Origin of the sequence: Coleofasciculus sp. F4-SAH-05 (assembly GCF_040222985.1) — a bacterium.
Lineage (GTDB): Bacteria > Cyanobacteriota > Cyanobacteriia > Cyanobacteriales > Coleofasciculaceae > Coleofasciculus > Coleofasciculus chthonoplastes.
Genome location: NZ_JAVKBY010000081.1, coordinates 15,698 through 32,468, shown reverse-complemented (window position 1 = coordinate 32,468; position 16,771 = coordinate 15,698). Strand labels below are relative to the sequence as shown.

The window sequence follows — 16,771 nt, the reverse complement described above, 5'->3', positions numbered from 1 at the left end:
CTCTTATGAGATACGTTTGATCCCCCTAAATCCCCCATGCAAAAAAAGCTCTCGCATCCTCTGTCCTCCGGAACGAGGGGGGGTTGGGGGACTTTAACGGTAGCAGGGTGTGTTAATACAGCCGTTACCCCTGTAATGTCAAGAATTCCTCTCATCCTTGTAGTGCGTTAAGCGAAGCCATGCCGCAGGCTTTGCATCTTGCTCGCTACCCATTCCCAATTTAAATGCGTGACAGCTTAGACCAACCTTCTATTGTAGGGGCGACCCGCACAAATTAACAACTGTGTCCACTCATCTGGCTCGGGTCGCCCTTTACCGGGTTAAACTGATACCTGAAAGTTTGGGGGTTAAAGTTAGGAAAGCTGTTCCCTGTTAAATGAGTAAATTTATTCTCATCAGAATCCCCGTAAAGGACTAACTTCCAGCACACCATTCGGCTTAAACACCACCTGAAACTGAGCTAAGGGTTTGTCGGGAACAAATCCAGTTTCTTCACTGCCAATACCAGCCGCTTCTGGGTTGGCTAATTCTGCCAACGGTGTTTCCTCGACATAATCCCAAGCTGGTTGATTGGTCGGTTCGTAGTCAGCAACTGTACCATCTTCAGTGACAGCCACTCGGTAATTTAATGGTCTTCGTGATAACGGTGTTCCTTCCCACCGTTCGTCTAACGTGTCGTAGAGTTGATTATTTAACTGTCTCAGTAACCTCCGCTCTGTGATTTCTGGTCCTAAACCCGGTTCTTCCTGATAGCCTTGCCAAGGACTGATTTGCAACACACCACCTGGCGTAAATACCACCCGGAACAGAGCAAAGGTTTCTCGGCTGGCTGTACCGCCTTCTGTGGGAATATAGCTCAACTCCGGTAAAGGCGTGTTTTCTGCACTATCAACAGGTGTATCATCAACGGGCTTATACCCGATAATATCTCCGTCTCCGCCAACCGTAACCTGATACTCTAAATTCTGACTTAATCCTTCCCGGTTATCCCACTCTTGATTGAGTTCTCTGTGCAGATAACGCTTCAAATAACTCAACTCCGTGGGATTCGTAATCTCTTGAGTGTCGGTTAATTCGTCTTCCAATTCAGCCGCCGAAGGGGGACTTGAGGTGGGGGTTGGGGTGACTTGACCTGGGCTATCTGGGGTTGGAGACGTTGTTTCCGTAGCATTAGACTCAGAGGCTGGCTTGGGAGGACGCACTTCTGGGAGAGGTACAAAGAATAACGCCAATGCTGCGACAGCTAAACTCGTCACGCCAATCGCAGCAGGTGCGCTTCTTTGGGCGACGGATTGGTCAGCTTTGCGATACCGTCGGGAAATCGGTTGTAAGGGTACAGCCAGATCAGGCAAGGTGTGCTGATCCGCGAGGAACTGATCGATCGCCTCAACTAAATCAAATAGCTGTACCGTGGTTAAATCAAGCTGTACAGGATTTTTGCCATCTATCCCTCCCGCAGAAGTCCCGGATGCGCTATGGGAATCAGCGGGAACACCCGAAAGTGCCTCTGCAGGTTGCCCCACCCTTAAACGGTGCAAGTTTTTATCCGGAAGTGATTGTAACTGCACCAAAGGTGGTTTAGCGCCATCAAGTTGAGGGTGAGGGATATGACTCAAAAATTCTTGAGCATAGCGACTAACCGACTGAACTAAGCTCTCAAAAAAATCTCGTCCGCCGCTAATGGGTTGCGGCTGACCCATAAAACGGCATTCTGCGTTAACCAGAATCGTCATTAGGGGACGAGCATCGAGCTGATCTCCCCCTGCGGAGTTTGTATCACTTAATCCCTCTAGGATCAGCGTACAGTTGGGCAAACTGTACTGGCGTCGAATTGTCATCGTTTTTTCCTTATGGAATCCACTATTATAGCTACGGACGCTCTCAACTTTGGTTCGGATCGTTCATCCGACTTCTCCATCAAACAAACTGATCCAAAATCGCTGCATACCAGAGGTTCCTGTACAAAACAGCAACTGCGCTAACAGCGACAATGCTAGCTCATTTAACTTTTCATCGGTATTGTAGACAGAAACTTTTGCCCGTCGTGGGTTCATCCGGCTGCGGAAATGCGCCCGGAATCTCTCTAGATAAGAGGACAAGCGAAAATGTTGTTCGATGGGAACCTGCTTTTGACTCAGTTGTTCATAAGCCAGGAGCAGTTGTCGGATCACAACCGTCATCCGGCGAGCCAGATAACTAGCTATAATCACTAATGCTTTGGCTTCTTCTAGATTCAGGGGACGGCGTGTGTGAGAGCGTCGCAAGGGATTAGTGCAGCGTAGACGCCAAAGAACCACACGATTGTTAATAATGTCCTGAAGTTCTAGCTGTTTGGCTACCAGCAGCATCGCCTCAGAACCGCCCAGTTCCAGCGCTTCAATGGCAAGTAAAATCAGGTCAATCTGCTGCCGAGTTCGTGACGGGCATCCCCGATCTGAGATACCAGGATCGGGTAAATTATCTAAAATGACGGGATGGGATGGAGCAGCAGGACTGTTTGTCGGCATTACGCTTACAGAAAGAATCATTCAACTACCCCAACTTACTCCGTTGAGCCTTGAGGCGTCACTTCGTTGAAGTTAGGGATTGCATCTTGGCTCCACCTCAGCCCTGAATACCTAAAGCGGTAATCAGTTTTGGTTTCATCACCAGATACATCAGGGACGGCTGAAATACGCCCCGTACTCTCCCACTCTTGGCGAGAGAGTAGCACTCTCAGTGCAACATTCCTAGCACCAACTAAATCAGCATGGAGAGTATAACCGCATTGCTGGCACACAAAAGTTAGACCCTTGTTGGGTCTATTTTCTTTAGATGTGTGACCGCAACACGGACAAGCCTGAGAAGTGTAATGAGCATTTACTTTTACAGCCAAGCTATCAGACAGTACAGCCTTGTAGTCAATAAAGCTGTGTAATTCTGCAAATGACCAGCTGGCTTTATTCCTGTTAGCTTTACGCTGTTTTTTCGATGCTTTTTTACCCTTCCTTTTCGGTCTTGTCCGCTCTCGAATGTGAGTTAAATTCTCCAATCCAATTAGCGTGTTAGGTGTTACAACTTGTTTGGCAATATAGTGATTTGTATCAGCGATAAACCGTCTCTCCCGTCCAGACAGTGCCACCAATCTACGAGTTGCACTACGGTTGCCTTTACGCTGCAAAGACTTTCTCGCTCTCACATAACGAGAAGCCTTGTGTCTCACCTCTTTGCCACTGAAAAACTGAGTCTTGTTCCGAGTATCTGCGGCAACAGCAATGTATCGCTCCCCAACATCCACACCCATGACTCGATTAATATCGGTTGGTATTAGTTTTGGTACTTCTACCTCCAGGCTTACTAACAAGTAGTAAGTTTTAGTTGGCTTGGAGTACCAGAGCTTTGCTGCTCCGATTTTGGCGACTCCAGAATTAATCATTTCGAGGTGCTTGGAGTAGCCTTGATAATTCACCTTGATCCGACCATTTAGAGTGATGACACTTACTTTCTGGTCTTTAACAAATGAGTAGTCACGTTGATAATTTAACGTGCAGGTGCGAGAAACAAATTTGGGTGGCTTGTCCAATCCCTTGTATCGTTTCTTGGTTCGACCTGCTTTAAGCGCCGCCTCGTTCTGTTTTAGTTTTGTTCGCAATGATTTGTAGACTGCTCCTACTTGTCGAGGAACATTGCAAGCCATTTGTGAGGGAAGATTGAACCGCTCTCGCAACGTATAATAAACTTCCTTCTGAATCTTCGTGCCGTTGTAGGTTTTACACATTTCAAAAGCAATCTCAGAAGTAAAGTTTAGGGCATCCCTATACGCCAAAGAAGCCACTCGAAGCATTTCTTTCTGCTCCGAAGTGGCTTCTAATTTTAATTTGGCGGTTAGGGTTTGCCCCATCAATTTTACGTCCCCTACTCAAGCAATAGTTTTACGAGTTTATTCTATATTACCATAGTCGTAAGAAACAAGCTTTGTGTTGGACGGCTCTGTACCTCCGCCGTCCCGCCATTCCTCCCCCATCTACGCTTCGTGAGCTGAACGCTCACTCGTCACTCGCTTTGAGGAGGGGAAATCCTGGCGAGTTTTATTGAATCGCCGCCCAGAATTAGGGTTATTGGCTAGGCACTTGCAGGACTAGCCCGTCTCATCGTTCAACCTCTGAACTTCTAGTGTACGATTTGGCTGGTAGCCAATGGCAACTCACTGACCCACCCTTTCCGATGCGATCATGGCACAATAATTCACAATCGGTCTCCTGCCTTGATTCAATTGTTAAACCCTTTGCTCAAGAAGCTTATCTACCTATGGATTTAAAGTCACTGATTCGGGATATCCCCGATTTTCCCAAACCTGGAATCGTATTTCGGGATATCACCCCCCTGCTGCGCCACCCAGAGGGACTACGGTACACGATTGACCTCTTGGCTCAAACCTGTAAACAGGCGGGAATCACACCAGATTATGTCGTCGGTATGGAATCCCGTGGCTTTCTTTTTGGTCCGGCTCTCGCCTGTCAACTCGGCGCTGGGTTTATCCCTGTGCGTAAACCGGGTAAACTCCCATCCGCCGTGCATACCATTGAGTATGAACTCGAATATGGTATGGATCGCTTAGAAGTTCATCAAGATGCCTTTGATTCCGGTTGTCGTATTCTGATTGCCGATGATTTAATCGCCACCGGAGGCACAGCCGCCGCTACTGCCAAGCTGGTGCAAAAAATTGGCTGTGAACTGGTGGGCTTTAGTTTTATCATCGAACTAAGGGATTTACAGGGGCGTCAGAAGTTGCCTGATGTGCCGATTGTTACCTTGGTGGAGTATTAGGCATTGGTGATCGGTGATGAGTGATTGGGTATCTTCTTCAGTAAAGCAATAAGAACGAATGACTTCTTCAACACAGGATTCTTCAACTCGCCATGGCTTAGATGGGGCGTGGACGGGGTTTATACGGATTGTCACCAGTGAGACGTTTCTCTACATCGTCAAACGTTTCCTGCAAGCCTTATTAACCTTATTTCTGGCATCTGCCCTCAGTTTTGCCATCATTCAATTGTCACCAGGCAATTACTTGGACACCCTGCGGCAAAATCCCAAGATTTCCCCGGAACGGATTGAGGAACTCCGACAACAATTTGGCTTGGATCAACCTGCCTACAAGCAATATTGGCGTTGGCTGGTGCGAGTGGTGACTCAGGGCGATTTTGGTGAGAGTTTTGTTTATTTTCGTTCCGTATCGTCTCTACTCTGGGAACGCATCCCAGCCACCTTACTGCTAGCCATTTCCTCAATTATTGTCACTTGGGCGATCGCGATTCCGTTGGGGATTATTGCCGCCGTCAAGCAAAGCCGCTTTGCCGATCGCGCTTTACAGGTGATTAGCTATACCGGTCAGGGTTTTCCCAGCTTTATCACTGCCTTAGTGCTGCTAATTATCGCCCAATACACCTCACCGCTGTTTCCTGTGGGTGGCATGACCAGTATTAATCATGCCGATTTGTCTCCCATTGGTAAAGTCCTCGATATTGGATGGCACATGATTTTACCAACCCTTGCCCTCTCAGTCACTAGTTTTGCCGGACTTCAACGAATTACACGCGGGGCAATGTTGGATGTTTTGCGGCAAGATTATATCCAAACAGCCCGTGCCAAGGGACTTCCAGAAAATCGGGTCATCTATGTCCATGCCTTACGGAATGCCATTAATCCCCTAATCACCATCCTGGGTTTTGAATTTGCTAGTTTGTTAAGTGGTGCGTTTATTGCTGAATTTTTCTTTAATTGGCCCGGTTTAGGGAGCTTGACGTTAAAAGCGGTCACGACTAAAGACACTTATCTGGTGATGGCAGCCTTGATGATGGCGGCAGCGATGCTAATTGTCGGTAACTTACTCGCTGATTTGCTGCTCAAATTTGTTGACCCACGCATTCGCCTCGAAAATCTCAAATAATTCATCAGAAGTCAAAAATATCAATTAGGCGTAGGTTGAGTTGAGGGGCGGGTTTAGCCCCATCTGGGTATAGAAAGAAAGGATAGTAGTGAAACCCGCCCCTACAGAAGGAATGACAAATTAATAATGACAAATGACAAATGACAAATTACGAATGACTAATGACTAATGACTAATGACCAATCAAAATGTTTAGCCAAATCTATTACTTAATTCTTTCCAGAGTTGATGGTCGCTATCTCATCGCCCAGCCTAATGCTAGGGATAGTGAGATGAGGGCAGGTTACTTATTGATGTTTCGCGAACGGTTTGAAGCCCTCAGCTATCTGAATACCCACGCCGCCGATCTGAGCGATCGCTTTGCCATTGAGTCCGTTTCGGGAACCCAGTTAAAAGGATTGCTTCAACGCTGGGGATTTCATGGGGTAGGGATTGTACAAGACCCCTTGATTCCCCAAATAGAGTTTCTATCGTATGGGGGATAATATTAATTGCTTCTGTCTAAGGGTAGATAGACTTTCCAAATTAGAAAACCTAATTCAAGATGGCGACAAATTCTATCTTTAGATAAGTGTTGACACTCCCCCGGTTAAAAACGCGGGGGATTCTTCGTTCATCCAATCACCTTAAAGTAGTAAAATCTAGCTTCAGCGACTTTTGCGGTAGGGAATGTCAGAATTGCTTAGGTTTTGTTGAATTGGTTCGTAGTAACGGCAAGACTGACAAGGACCATCTGGATTAACAGCACAACGCACAAGTTCAGAATTCGCATTATATTCACAACTCGCATCGCCGAGCACCCAGCGCCCATCGACCAAACTTTTCTCCGTCGGGCGCGGAGCTGATTGGACATACAGGGCAATTTTGTGTAAACGATAACGCCCAGATTTTAGAAGATACCGATGGCGACGCTCTAAGACAGCGTAGGTTTGACCCTTATAGTCAAGATAATTACCCGGTTGGGGAGTCCAATTTAATCGGATATTACCCAGACTCTGACGCGATTGCGTCAGGATTAGCTCTGCGGGAAGAGACTCTGGCTCCATAGTGATAGGTGTGATTATGACTACACTTGGATGGTATCGCAATCATTGTTGTCATTTGTCTTATGTCATTCGTCCTTTGTTGACTCCCCCAGCTCCCAGACGTAGCATGCTACGTCTCTACATGGCTCCCCCAGCTCCCCCAACTCCCCCGCCCCTCCACTGGGGTGTGGGGTCTGACCCATATCCCTCAAATGGTTAAGATGGTTCATATTGGATAAAAGTGTTGATTCAATACAACATTATGAAAATTTCAGTGAGACTTATACCTGGTGCGCTATCTGATTTATTCGCTCAAGTTAGCAGTTCTGGTAAAATTACGATCGCTGACCGATACGGATTAATGGCAGCATTGCTAGAAGAATCACTAACTGATGAAGAGAGAGACTCCCTAGAACGATTACTCCGCGCATTTCGCCGAGGGCGGATGAAGGTGGTCGATGAGATTTCTGCACTAGGATAGTAGAGATGTGCCATTGCACCCATGTTTGTCATCAGCATACCCTCGAAGGTCGTGAAGGTGAAGGGTCGATGAGATAATTTGAGCCAATATCTAAATCTAAAGCATCGCTATCAATTCTTAGCCTGATATGACTAAACCCGCCCTGACAACGTTTTGACTTTTAAGGTAAAGCCTAACCAATAATTCGCTTAAACAATGACAACTTGCCGTTGTAAGGTGGATACCGCCAATTTAAATCGAACCAGAATCCCTTTTTCAATACACTCTTAAAGTGAGAAAATGTATCAAAACTAGCTTTACCATGATAGTTCCCCATTCCACTATCCCCAACACCGCCAAAGGGTAAAGTTGTCACTCCAACTTGCATCACCGTGTCATTGATACATACACCACCGGATGAGGTTTGCTGTAAGACGTGTTGCTGTTTGTGTTTATCTTTGGAAAATAGGTAAAGGGCTAAGGGTTTAGGTCGAGCATTAATCTGCGCGATCGCATCATTCAAGTCCTGATACTCTAACACAGGCAGAATCGGACCAAAGATTTCCTCTTCCATGATCGGTGAATCCCAAGAAACTCCATCAATCACAGTGGGCGCGATATACTTGTCTTCTGGTCGAGTTTGTCCGCCAATGACAATTTTTCCATCCTTCAACAGAGGAACCAGCCGATCAAAATGTCGGTGACTTATAATTCGGGCATAGTCCGGACTTTTCTCCGGCTCCTGACCATAAAAGTCTGCAACACATTTTTGCAATTCTGTCAATAGGTCTGACTTAATTCGCCGATCAACTAACAGGTAATCTGGGGCGATACAGGTTTGTCCCGCATTCAGGTATTTACCCCAAGTAATCCGTTTCGCCGTGTCTTTGAGATCCGTATCCGCATCAACAATACAGGGACTTTTCCCGCCCAACTCTAACGTAACAGGTGTCAGATGTTTCGCGGCGGCTTCCATGACGATTTTGCCGATCGCAGTTCCCCCAGTAAAAAAGATGTGGTCGAATTTTTCGGCTAGCAGTGCTTTACTGGTTTCGGCGTCTCCTTCGACAACCGCGATATAAGCCGGATCAAAGGTTTTCTGGATCAGGTTCGCGATCGCACTTGAGGTATGGGCGGCAATTTCCGAGGGTTTGAGTACCGCACAGTTTCCCCCTGCGATCGCACCGACTAAGGGAGAAATCAATAACTGGAAGGGATAATTCCAAGGGGAGATAATCAGCACCACACCCAAGGGTTCAGGATAAATTTTCGCCGAGGCGGGGAATTGTTCTAATCCAACTCCTACTTTTTTGGGTTTAACCCAGGATTTGAGGTGCTTGATGGCGTAATTAATTTCCCCAATCGCCGCGATTTCAAAATACGCCTCAAACTCCGGGCGCCCTAAGTCAGCTTGAACCGCCTTGATAATCGCCTCTTGATCATCAACAACCGCTTGTTTGAGACGTTTTAGCTGTTCGATGCGCCACTTGACATCCTTGGTTTTCCCTGTGGCGAAAAAATCCCGTTGTTTGCGGATAATATCAGTAACTGGTACTTGGGTCAGCATTCTGGCGTCCTTTACGACTGCAACTTATACTTATTATGTGATAGCGTACTTTAATGTTGAAACGGATTATTGGTTTAACCGGAGGGATTGGCACAGGTAAAACCACGGTTTCTAATTATCTTGCCGATATCTATCAGCTTCCGATTTTAGATGCGGATATCTACGCCAGAGACGCAGTACAACCGAGTTCCCCTGTTTTGAACCGGATTATTACCCGCTACGGTTGTGAGGTACAATTAGCCGATCGCACACTGAACCGTAAACGCTTAGGGGAGATCGTTTTCCCGAACCCAAAGGAACGCCAGTGGTTAGAACAACAGATCCATCCTTATGTGCGCGATCGCATTAAGTCTCAACTTAATATCCTAGAGTCTCCGACTGTGGTTGTCGTGATACCCTTATTGTTTGAAGCCAATATGACCGACTTAGTGACCGAAATCTGGGTTGTCCGTTGTTCTGAGGAACAACAAATCCAGCGAATTCGGGAACGCGATCGCCTTTCTCTTAAACAAGCTCAATCTCGTCTCAATAGTCAGCTTCCCCTCGCCGAAAAAGTTGCGCGTGCTGATATGGTTTTAGATAACTCTTACACTCGCGACTCTCTGTTGCAACAAGTTGATCGGGCTTTAGCCAGGAATGGGAATAAGCAACACACATAATTGTATTTTTGTCAAGCTATATAATCCGTGTAGGGGCGGGTTTAGTAATTTCGTGAACATTGTCACCAGTAACGCCTCCACAAAACCCGCCCTGATTCAAATTGTTGGCATTTCGTTAGATCAAGACAAATGCATCAGCCGTCAAGGTACTCGCATTTACACCAGTCAAAACCGCTAAGGTTTCCTGATTAAAATCAATCCAAGTATTCTTACCATGTTGAGCAATCGACAACTGTTCAAATGTCAGTTCACCCGACAAGCCTAACACATCTTCAACGATGTGGAAATCGCGAATTTTGTCCGTTCCTTCACCAACGGCTAAGATAAACATATCATAACCTTGACCCCCAATTAACTGGTCATTCCCCAAACCACCCCAGAGTAAATCATTACCATCATCACCCCAGAGTTTATCATTGCCATCTTCGCCGAAAAGTTGGTCATTCCCGCCTTTTCCACGAAGTTTATCATTTCCGGTGCCACCATAGAGGATATCATCACCCGCGATCGCACCATTTAAGCAACCCTTATTCAAGTCACCGCGTAGGATATCATCACCCTCTGCACCATAAATTACATCATCACCCAAACTGCCAATCACGGTATCATTGCCAGCATCCGCGAATATGAATTCATCCTGTTGATTAGAACTGACTAATTTGTCGTTATCTGGAGTTCCTTGAATCGTATACTCTGGCGTAACTGTTTCAACGGTTGCATTGGGAATCGATAATCCCAGATTAGTTCCACTATTAGATATGAATGAGAAGTTATCAATGAGTAACCCTGAATCCACATAACTATCCCCCGCATCCATTAAACCCACGCCAATGGTAAAGATACCCGATTCGGTAAATTGATGGGTAAATGTGCCATAGCCAGTTTGAGAACCAAAGGAACCTGTGAAACGACTAAAGTTACCACTCGTATCCGCTAGTTCGGATAAGACACCGGATGTAATGGAAACGAAGCCAAAATCACTGAAACTACTCGCAGTTTCTTCATTGGTAATCAAATTCCAGTCAAAGCTAATACTATCTCCAACCTGAACCTTAATCGGTTGAAACTGTAACCCGGAACCTTCGATAACATCACCGTTACCCAGATTATCTAAGGCGCCAGCAGTTAAACCAAAGAACTGTTCCATATCTGTATCACTCACCGAACCCACACTATTAGTAATGAAAGCTTGGTAATTGCCGTCTGTAGGATTACTGCCAATAGAATTAGTTTCAATTGTGGTATTACCAATCGTTGTCCAGTTGGTAAAGTCCCCATTTTCAAAGCCAAAGTTGAAGAAAGGATCAGGGGTGATTTGGAAATGATCAACGAGAAGTCCTGAATCCACACTATTATCATCCGCATCGACTAATCCTAAACCGATGGTATAGGTTCCGGCTTGGGTAAACTGATAATCGAATGTGCCGTAATTTGTTTGTTTGCCAAAGGAACCTGTAAATCGATTAAATTGCTGGTTGGTATCTGCTAGTTCGGATAACAGGGTAGAACTGATGGAAATAAAACCAAAATCGTTATAGTTACTGGGAGTTTGCTCATTGGTAATAAAGTTCCAGTCAAAACTTACAATATCTCCCGCTTTGACGGTAATCGGTGTGAGTTGGAGGGCGGAACCTTCTATCGCATCCCCATTACCGAGATTGTCTAATTCACCTGAATTTAATCCCAGGAAGGTTTCCAAATTACTATCGCTAACTGAACCTTGACCATTGGTGATTAAAGCCTGGAATGTTCCATCGGTAGGTGTACTGCCAATGGTAGCAGTTTGGATTGTCGCATCTCCAATACTGTTCCAATCTGTAAAGTCTCCGGTTTCAAAACTGAAGTTAAGTTGGGGCGATAAATCCTGGATTTGTTGGTTGCCAAAGGTAATATTGGTCACTATTTCTCCAGAACTTAGATCAACCGTGTGAGTTCCAGGGACAAGGTTACTGTTCGATGGTATAGAAGCAACACTCCGAGTCCAAGATTCGTAAGTGCCAATCAGAGTTTTTGAAGCGTCGGATGGGTTGATTTGGTAAAGATTACTGTTGCTGTCGTAAACGCCATAGATAAAACCATCAGGAGCAAAATCAATATCCACGACATAGGTTCCCAAAGAGCCGACACTAGCAAGAATATTTCCTGTTGCTGGGTCAATTTCTACCAGGTTATTCCATGCACCGTAAAGTGTGCCATCGGGAGCAAAGTCAATCCCCCAAGTCGTCTGGGAAATTGTGCCAATTTCAGTAGCAAAAGCCGTGACTGGGTTGATGGTATAAAGGATATTGGTACTACTCGCATTCCCATACAAGGTTCCGTCTGGAGAAAAGGCAATGCTTCTCATCAAAATGGAACTGTTAGTAGCACTATGAATTGTACCAATAGTGCTGTAATAACCATCCGTTGAATCAATAATCCGCAAGGAAGAACTAGCACCATAAAGTAGTCCAGTTGTTGGATCAACATCTAAGCCAGTATAGAAACTAGAAGCACCAATGAGCATTTCCGCCACCGGATCAGTTTGCAATTCAACTAAGCTAAATTCATTGGTTCCACCACTTCCTGTACCCGCTACCAATTTAAACGACGGTTCTGAACCCGGAACAGTTTGTTGCCAACCGGGTAATAATACCTCGGCTACGGTGTAAGTATCAGCCGTTAATCCGGTGAACGAATAATTTCCGTTAATATCCGTAATGGTGGAAACTTCACCCGCATCCAATTGACTATTTTGATTCTGATCTAAATAAATAGTCCAATTACTTAAACCTGGCTCATTGGCATCCCAAATTCCATCGCCATCAATATCATTCCATTTACTCCCGTGAATCTCTCCTAAAGGAGAGGGTGGCGGTGTCGTTGGAGTCAAGGCATTATTGGCATTTAATCGTCCACCAGTTACCGTTTTTCCCTGCAAGGATGAAATCGGATCAACAGTGCTTAAAATCTGATTTTTTACCTCCGAAGCACTTAATTGAGGATTTTGCGACCAAATTAACGCCGCCACCCCAGAGACATGGGGAGTTGCCATAGATGTACCATTATAGCTAGCATATCCTTCCCCAGGAATAGTACTGTAAATATCTACCCCAGGTGCGCCTAAATCAACAGAAGTGACGCCATAATTAGAAAACGACGCCAAATTATCGCAATCATCAGTAGCGGCGACACAAATAATATTATCCAGGTCATAGTTAGAAGGGTAATGGGGAGTGACATCGTTATTATCGCCAATCCCATCAAAGCCACCATTACCCGCCGCCGCAATAAATAACTGTCCGGCTTGACCTGCTGCTGCGATCGCATCGTATAATCCTTGAGAGTATAAAGGAATGTGCCAACTATTATTCGTCAGGTTAACGCCCATCATCGTGGCATATTCTACTGCCTGAATTGCATCGAATGTGTCTCCACCACCGTTGGCATTTATCCACTTGAGTGCCATGATTTTGGCATTGGGAGCCACACCAATTACGCCACTATTATTATTTCCTTCAGCAGCAATTGTGCCAGCGACATGAGTTCCATGTCCTTCATCATCCCAGGGATCGCTATCATTATTGGCAAAGTCCCAGCCGTAGTAATCATCAACGTAACCATTGCCATCATTATCAATCCCATCTCCGGGAATTTCTCCGGGATTTGTCCACATATTGTTAATCAATTCTGGGTGAGTATAATCTACGCCTGTGTCAATCACCCCAACCACGATATTATTCCCAGTAGCACTATCCCACGCTTCTGGAGCGTCGATATCCGCATCTGGAATACCACCCGTTTGTCCGGTATTATTTAACCCCCAAAGTTGGTTGAAATCTGAATCATTGGGAATGGTTGTATTCAGACTAATCGTATAGTTCGGTTCAATATATTCAATTAGCGGATGATTACTGTACATTGAAATCGCTTGGGCAACACTGAGTCCATTAAGTTGCCAAAGCTGTGTTCCTAATGTATTCGTTGATTCGAGTACTGAGGCTTGCAGATTCTCTTGCAGCGTTTGCATCTGGGTTGACTCAATCCCTGACTTGAGCTTGACAATCACTTGACCGGATAAATAATCTGTGCCTTCAACGAGACTATTTAGGTTAAATGAGGCGACATTAAGTTCTGGACGTAAATCGTTAGTAGACATAGTCCTTAACCCTCGATATAATTGGTTTGTATGTGTGCGCTATTCAGTAATACCGTAGAGACGAAATCTAATTATTCCAGCCTAAAATTGTACCGAGTTGAGCAACTGGGTATTTTGAGCAAGTTTGGGTTGGGAAACTTGAATTCTTTGGACTGTCTGTTCCCAATCGACTTTATCTCTGACTCAAAGGGACTTATGCAGTTTCACCCTGAGTTTTGCTAAATAAGTTTGGGGAACCAAAACACGAATTTTTTCTGAAATGCTTATTCCCTATAGAGTTCTCAGCATCATCGTCAACATTATTTTCTGGTAATCGTAGGGATATCGATTACAAACCTTTACGACTTACTCAGAATTGAACCGCGAAATTAGCGATACCAACCAATATTTGTTGCAAAACTTTACTCTTGCTGAACTCTGAATCAAACAGAACGGGTTAGACCATTTGTATAGCAACCGCCCTAGCTCATTTATTGACTATTAGTCTAAGGCGGGACATTTTGGTAAGGATTGGGAACAGGGAACTACCAATCCTGTGTGGGAGTAAAGGTTACATCTTTGACTTCACCCATCTCTCCCAATGGTTTCGCGGTTTCTTGATTGAATGACACCCATACCGCCCCCGCATTTCCAGTTCGGATAGTTAATTCATTTTTAGCGTTCCAAAGAGTCGGGGAATCGTCCTCCGTTAAAATTCCCTCAAACTCAGTTTTACCATCCACGCTAACCCGCACCCAGGATTCTCCTTTGGCTTCTACTGTAATTTGAACCGGGAAATTGGGATCAGAGAGAGTCGGCGCAGGCGTTGAGGTGACGGCGGGTTGGTTGGGATTAAGCTGTTGCTCAATTGTCCCAGAATCTTGAGCGGGTATAGAGGGTTGGGGTTTGAAGACTTGGGTGAGCAGATACACCAATCCACCGATCGCGACGATTCCACCAATGCCAATGTAGAGAAGAAAAGGTTGACGCGATCGCGAAACTGGCGTCTCTTGAGCCATGTTGGGTTTAGCGTCAGGAGAATCAGAGGGTTGCGATACCACCTCGGTGGCAAAGCTTTGGAGTAACCTTGTGCTGTCTAAATTCAGTGTTTCGGCATACCGCCGAATAAACCCTTGAACAAAGACAGGTTCAGGTAAATCCTCACACCGTCCAGCCTCTAGCGCTTTCAACGAGCGTAAGGAGATAAAGGTTTTGAGAGCAATTTCCTCAATCGATTTCTCCTGCTCTTCTCTACAGTGTTGTAAATAGGTTCCGATGTTTTTAAGTTGCTCTTCTTGAGCTGTAGTTAAATGGTTCACCTGATCCGCCTATCAAGGATTACACATTTATCGCCAATAGCGCCCCCAGTATATCACCTGTCCGTTGTCCGTTGTCTATTGTTAAGGAGAAAGAACAACGGACAAAAGGCAAGTGACTGAAACAACGCTACTGACTACCTCCCACGACAACATTGCGAATTCGTAAAGAAGGACCGCCACACCCTACAGGTAAGCCACTCTGTCCGCCTTTTCCACAACCGCCTGACTCATCCCAGTGGAAGTCATTACCGATCGCTTCGATGTCGCCTAAGGTTTTAAACACATTACCGGATAGGGTAACATCCCGCACGGGTTCAGCAATCTGTCCCTCGCGAATCATCCAAGCTTCACCCGCGCTAAAGGTGAACATCTCCCCATTAGTCATCCCCCCTAACCAGTTGCGGGCATAAACCCCTTCGCGAATCCCTCGGATTAAATCCTTAACCGGGGTTTTGCCCGGTTCAATCCAGGTATTGGTCATGCGGACAATGGGCGGATAGTGGTAGTTTAAACAACGGGCATTGCCAGTGGGAGCTTCGCCTAACTTACCTGCGGTTTCACGGGAATGTAGACGCCCCACTAAAATGCCATCCTTAATCAGTTGAGTCGTTGTTGCCGGTGTTCCTTCATCGTCGTAGAAATAGCTACCGCGATGTCCCTCTGGAGCAGCACCGTCGAAGATTTGTAAATCCGGTGGACCAAAGCGACGCCCTTTGCTCATCACTTCCAACAGATCGGGGTTTTCATACGCCATATCCGCTTCTGAAAGATGTCCGAAGGCTTCATGAACAAATAAACCGGAGAGGATAGGATCAATAACCACCGTGTAAACCCCTCCCCGAACGGGTGACAGAGACAAAGCATTAACCGCCCGTTGCGCCGCCCCCTGTACTTGCATGTCAAGATCAGTGAGATCTTCGTAGCCATTGCGAGATCCGGTGGTTTCTCGTCCCGTCTGCACAATCTCATCCTTACGGGCGGTAGCCGAGAAACGCATTTCTAGATCTGCCCAAGATTGCTCAATCAGCGTGCCTTCGGATGTCGCAATAATGATCCGTTGATGGCTATCCCCGTAGCGGACAGAGGTGGTTGTAATTCGGGGATCAAAACTTTTGAGCAATTGGTTGTAGCGATCGCACAGCGCTTTCTTATCGGTTAGAGGCATCATCCGGGGATCAGTCCCAGTTAGGGGGAGTTGGCGAGTATCTTGCACGATCGAAATCGGGGCAAGTAGGGTTTCTCCATCCCCGACAATTCGGGCAGCGCTGATTGCTTCTTCCAGTCGCTCCTTAAGGGTAGAGAGTTGATTGAAACTGGCAAAGCCCCAACCGCCTTTATAACAGGCTCGCACCTGTCCACCAATAGCAAGCCCCTCACTCAAGGTTTCTACCTTATTGCCCCGCACGATAATGCTGGTTCCTTCAGATTCTTCCAGGCGAATCGCTAAGTAATCCACGCGAGAGCGATAGCGAGCGATCAGGTCTGCAATTAAATTTTGAGTATCCGCGAGTACAGTAGGCATGGTCTAGGGAACAAGCACGATAGAACTGCTTCTATTGTGCAATGACTCTAGCCTTGACTGCTATGGGGGCTACCCTTGTTGAAGATTTCAGTCCAGCCTGCCATCGCTTGATGTAGGGGAGCGAGTGCAGCTTTGCAGAAATCATTGAGCGCTGTGTCACGCCAGTAGGCTATCTA

13 protein-coding genes are annotated in these 16,771 nt (G+C 46.0%); 5 read left to right on the top strand and 8 right to left on the bottom strand.

The window, feature by feature from the left end; genetic code table 11:
• Nucleotides 1–395: 395 nt before the first annotated feature.
• The 3 genes from RIG27_RS09800 to RIG27_RS09790 all read right to left on the bottom strand — a co-directional run bounded on the left by RIG27_RS09800 (nucleotide 396) and on the right by RIG27_RS09790 (nucleotide 3,880).
• Entirely contained in the window at nucleotides 396–1,838 is a 1,443-nt protein-coding gene (locus tag RIG27_RS09800; protein ID WP_446344668.1) for a DUF4335 domain-containing protein, read from the bottom strand.
• A gap of 63 nt (nucleotides 1,839–1,901) precedes the next feature.
• Nucleotides 1,902–2,528 (bottom strand): DUF3038 domain-containing protein, encoded by a 627-nt coding sequence (locus RIG27_RS09795; RefSeq protein WP_446344666.1) that lies wholly within the window; start codon nucleotides 2,526–2,528, stop codon nucleotides 1,902–1,904.
• Nucleotides 2,529–2,542: 14 nt separating this feature from the next.
• Nucleotides 2,543–3,880 carry an RNA-guided endonuclease InsQ/TnpB family protein gene (locus tag RIG27_RS09790; protein ID WP_446344702.1) on the bottom strand — a complete coding sequence of 446 codons (1,338 nt, stop codon included), beginning with the start codon at nucleotides 3,878–3,880 and terminating at the stop codon, nucleotides 2,543–2,545.
• Nucleotides 3,881–4,287: 407 nt separating this feature from the next.
• Here RIG27_RS09790 and RIG27_RS09785 point away from each other — a divergent pair, with 407 nt between their 5' ends.
• The 3 genes from RIG27_RS09785 (at nucleotide 4,288) to RIG27_RS09775 (ending at nucleotide 6,414) form a co-directional block, all read left to right on the top strand.
• Nucleotides 4,288–4,806 (top strand): adenine phosphoribosyltransferase, encoded by a 519-nt coding sequence (locus RIG27_RS09785; RefSeq protein ID WP_446344700.1) that lies wholly within the window; start codon nucleotides 4,288–4,290, stop codon nucleotides 4,804–4,806.
• 58 nt (nucleotides 4,807–4,864) lie between these two features.
• Complete coding sequence (locus RIG27_RS09780) at nucleotides 4,865–5,929, top strand: ABC transporter permease (protein ID WP_446344664.1); 1,065 nt, start codon at nucleotides 4,865–4,867, stop codon at nucleotides 5,927–5,929.
• A 188-nt stretch (nucleotides 5,930–6,117) separates the two neighbouring features.
• Nucleotides 6,118–6,414, top strand: a complete 297-nt coding sequence (locus RIG27_RS09775) for a hypothetical protein (RefSeq protein ID WP_446343217.1) — start codon at nucleotides 6,118–6,120, stop codon at nucleotides 6,412–6,414.
• Nucleotides 6,415–6,576: 162 nt separating this feature from the next.
• Here the strand turns inward: RIG27_RS09775 and RIG27_RS09770 are convergent, their stop codons facing one another.
• Complete coding sequence (locus tag RIG27_RS09770) at nucleotides 6,577–6,975, bottom strand: DUF6464 family protein (protein WP_446344662.1); 399 nt, start codon at nucleotides 6,973–6,975, stop codon at nucleotides 6,577–6,579.
• Nucleotides 6,976–7,216: 241 nt separating this feature from the next.
• Here RIG27_RS09770 and RIG27_RS09765 point away from each other — a divergent pair, with 241 nt between their 5' ends.
• Nucleotides 7,217–7,435 (top strand): hypothetical protein, encoded by a 219-nt coding sequence (locus RIG27_RS09765; RefSeq protein ID WP_446344660.1) that lies wholly within the window; start codon nucleotides 7,217–7,219, stop codon nucleotides 7,433–7,435.
• A gap of 172 nt (nucleotides 7,436–7,607) precedes the next feature.
• Here RIG27_RS09765 and RIG27_RS09760 read toward each other — a convergent pair whose 3' ends face one another.
• Complete coding sequence (locus RIG27_RS09760; protein ID WP_446344658.1) at nucleotides 7,608–8,981, bottom strand: aldehyde dehydrogenase; 1,374 nt, start codon at nucleotides 8,979–8,981, stop codon at nucleotides 7,608–7,610.
• Between the two features lie 53 nt (nucleotides 8,982–9,034).
• Here RIG27_RS09760 and coaE point away from each other — a divergent pair, with 53 nt between their 5' ends.
• Complete coding sequence (coaE, locus tag RIG27_RS09755; protein WP_446344656.1) at nucleotides 9,035–9,640, top strand: dephospho-CoA kinase; 606 nt, start codon at nucleotides 9,035–9,037, stop codon at nucleotides 9,638–9,640.
• A gap of 115 nt (nucleotides 9,641–9,755) precedes the next feature.
• On the opposite strand, the gene RIG27_RS09750 is transcribed toward coaE, so the two are convergent.
• The 3 genes from RIG27_RS09750 to RIG27_RS09740 form a co-directional block, all read right to left on the bottom strand.
• Nucleotides 9,756–13,775, bottom strand: a complete 4,020-nt coding sequence (locus RIG27_RS09750; protein WP_446344654.1) for a S8 family serine peptidase — start codon at nucleotides 13,773–13,775, stop codon at nucleotides 9,756–9,758.
• A 524-nt stretch (nucleotides 13,776–14,299) separates the two neighbouring features.
• Complete coding sequence (locus RIG27_RS09745; RefSeq protein WP_446344652.1) at nucleotides 14,300–15,073, bottom strand: helix-turn-helix domain-containing protein; 774 nt, start codon at nucleotides 15,071–15,073, stop codon at nucleotides 14,300–14,302.
• Nucleotides 15,074–15,200: 127 nt separating this feature from the next.
• Entirely contained in the window at nucleotides 15,201–16,595 is a 1,395-nt protein-coding gene (locus RIG27_RS09740; protein WP_446344650.1) for a TldD/PmbA family protein, read from the bottom strand.
• Nucleotides 16,596–16,771 lie beyond the last annotated feature (176 nt).

What these genes read in the sequence shown, in the direction of transcription:
- RIG27_RS09795 (WP_446344666.1), bottom strand. Translation starts at nt 2,528, where the DNA reads ATGATTCTTTCTGTAAGCGTAATGCCGACAAACAGTCCTGCTGCTCCA.
- RIG27_RS09765 (WP_446344660.1), top strand. Translation starts at nt 7,217, where the DNA reads ATGAAAATTTCAGTGAGACTTATACCTGGTGCGCTATCTGATTTATTC.
- RIG27_RS09750 (WP_446344654.1), bottom strand. Translation starts at nt 13,775, where the DNA reads ATGTCTACTAACGATTTACGTCCAGAACTTAATGTCGCCTCATTTAAC.
- RIG27_RS09800 (WP_446344668.1), bottom strand. Translation starts at nt 1,838, where the DNA reads ATGACAATTCGACGCCAGTACAGTTTGCCCAACTGTACGCTGATCCTA.
- RIG27_RS09785 (WP_446344700.1), top strand. Translation starts at nt 4,288, where the DNA reads ATGGATTTAAAGTCACTGATTCGGGATATCCCCGATTTTCCCAAACCT.
- RIG27_RS09790 (WP_446344702.1), bottom strand. Translation starts at nt 3,880, where the DNA reads ATGGGGCAAACCCTAACCGCCAAATTAAAATTAGAAGCCACTTCGGAG.
- RIG27_RS09775 (WP_446343217.1), top strand. Translation starts at nt 6,118, where the DNA reads ATGTTTAGCCAAATCTATTACTTAATTCTTTCCAGAGTTGATGGTCGC.
- RIG27_RS09740 (WP_446344650.1), bottom strand. Translation starts at nt 16,595, where the DNA reads ATGCCTACTGTACTCGCGGATACTCAAAATTTAATTGCAGACCTGATC.
- RIG27_RS09770 (WP_446344662.1), bottom strand. Translation starts at nt 6,975, where the DNA reads ATGGAGCCAGAGTCTCTTCCCGCAGAGCTAATCCTGACGCAATCGCGT.
- RIG27_RS09760 (WP_446344658.1), bottom strand. Translation starts at nt 8,981, where the DNA reads ATGCTGACCCAAGTACCAGTTACTGATATTATCCGCAAACAACGGGAT.
- RIG27_RS09780 (WP_446344664.1), top strand. Translation starts at nt 4,865, where the DNA reads ATGACTTCTTCAACACAGGATTCTTCAACTCGCCATGGCTTAGATGGG.
- coaE (WP_446344656.1), top strand. Translation starts at nt 9,035, where the DNA reads ATGTTGAAACGGATTATTGGTTTAACCGGAGGGATTGGCACAGGTAAA.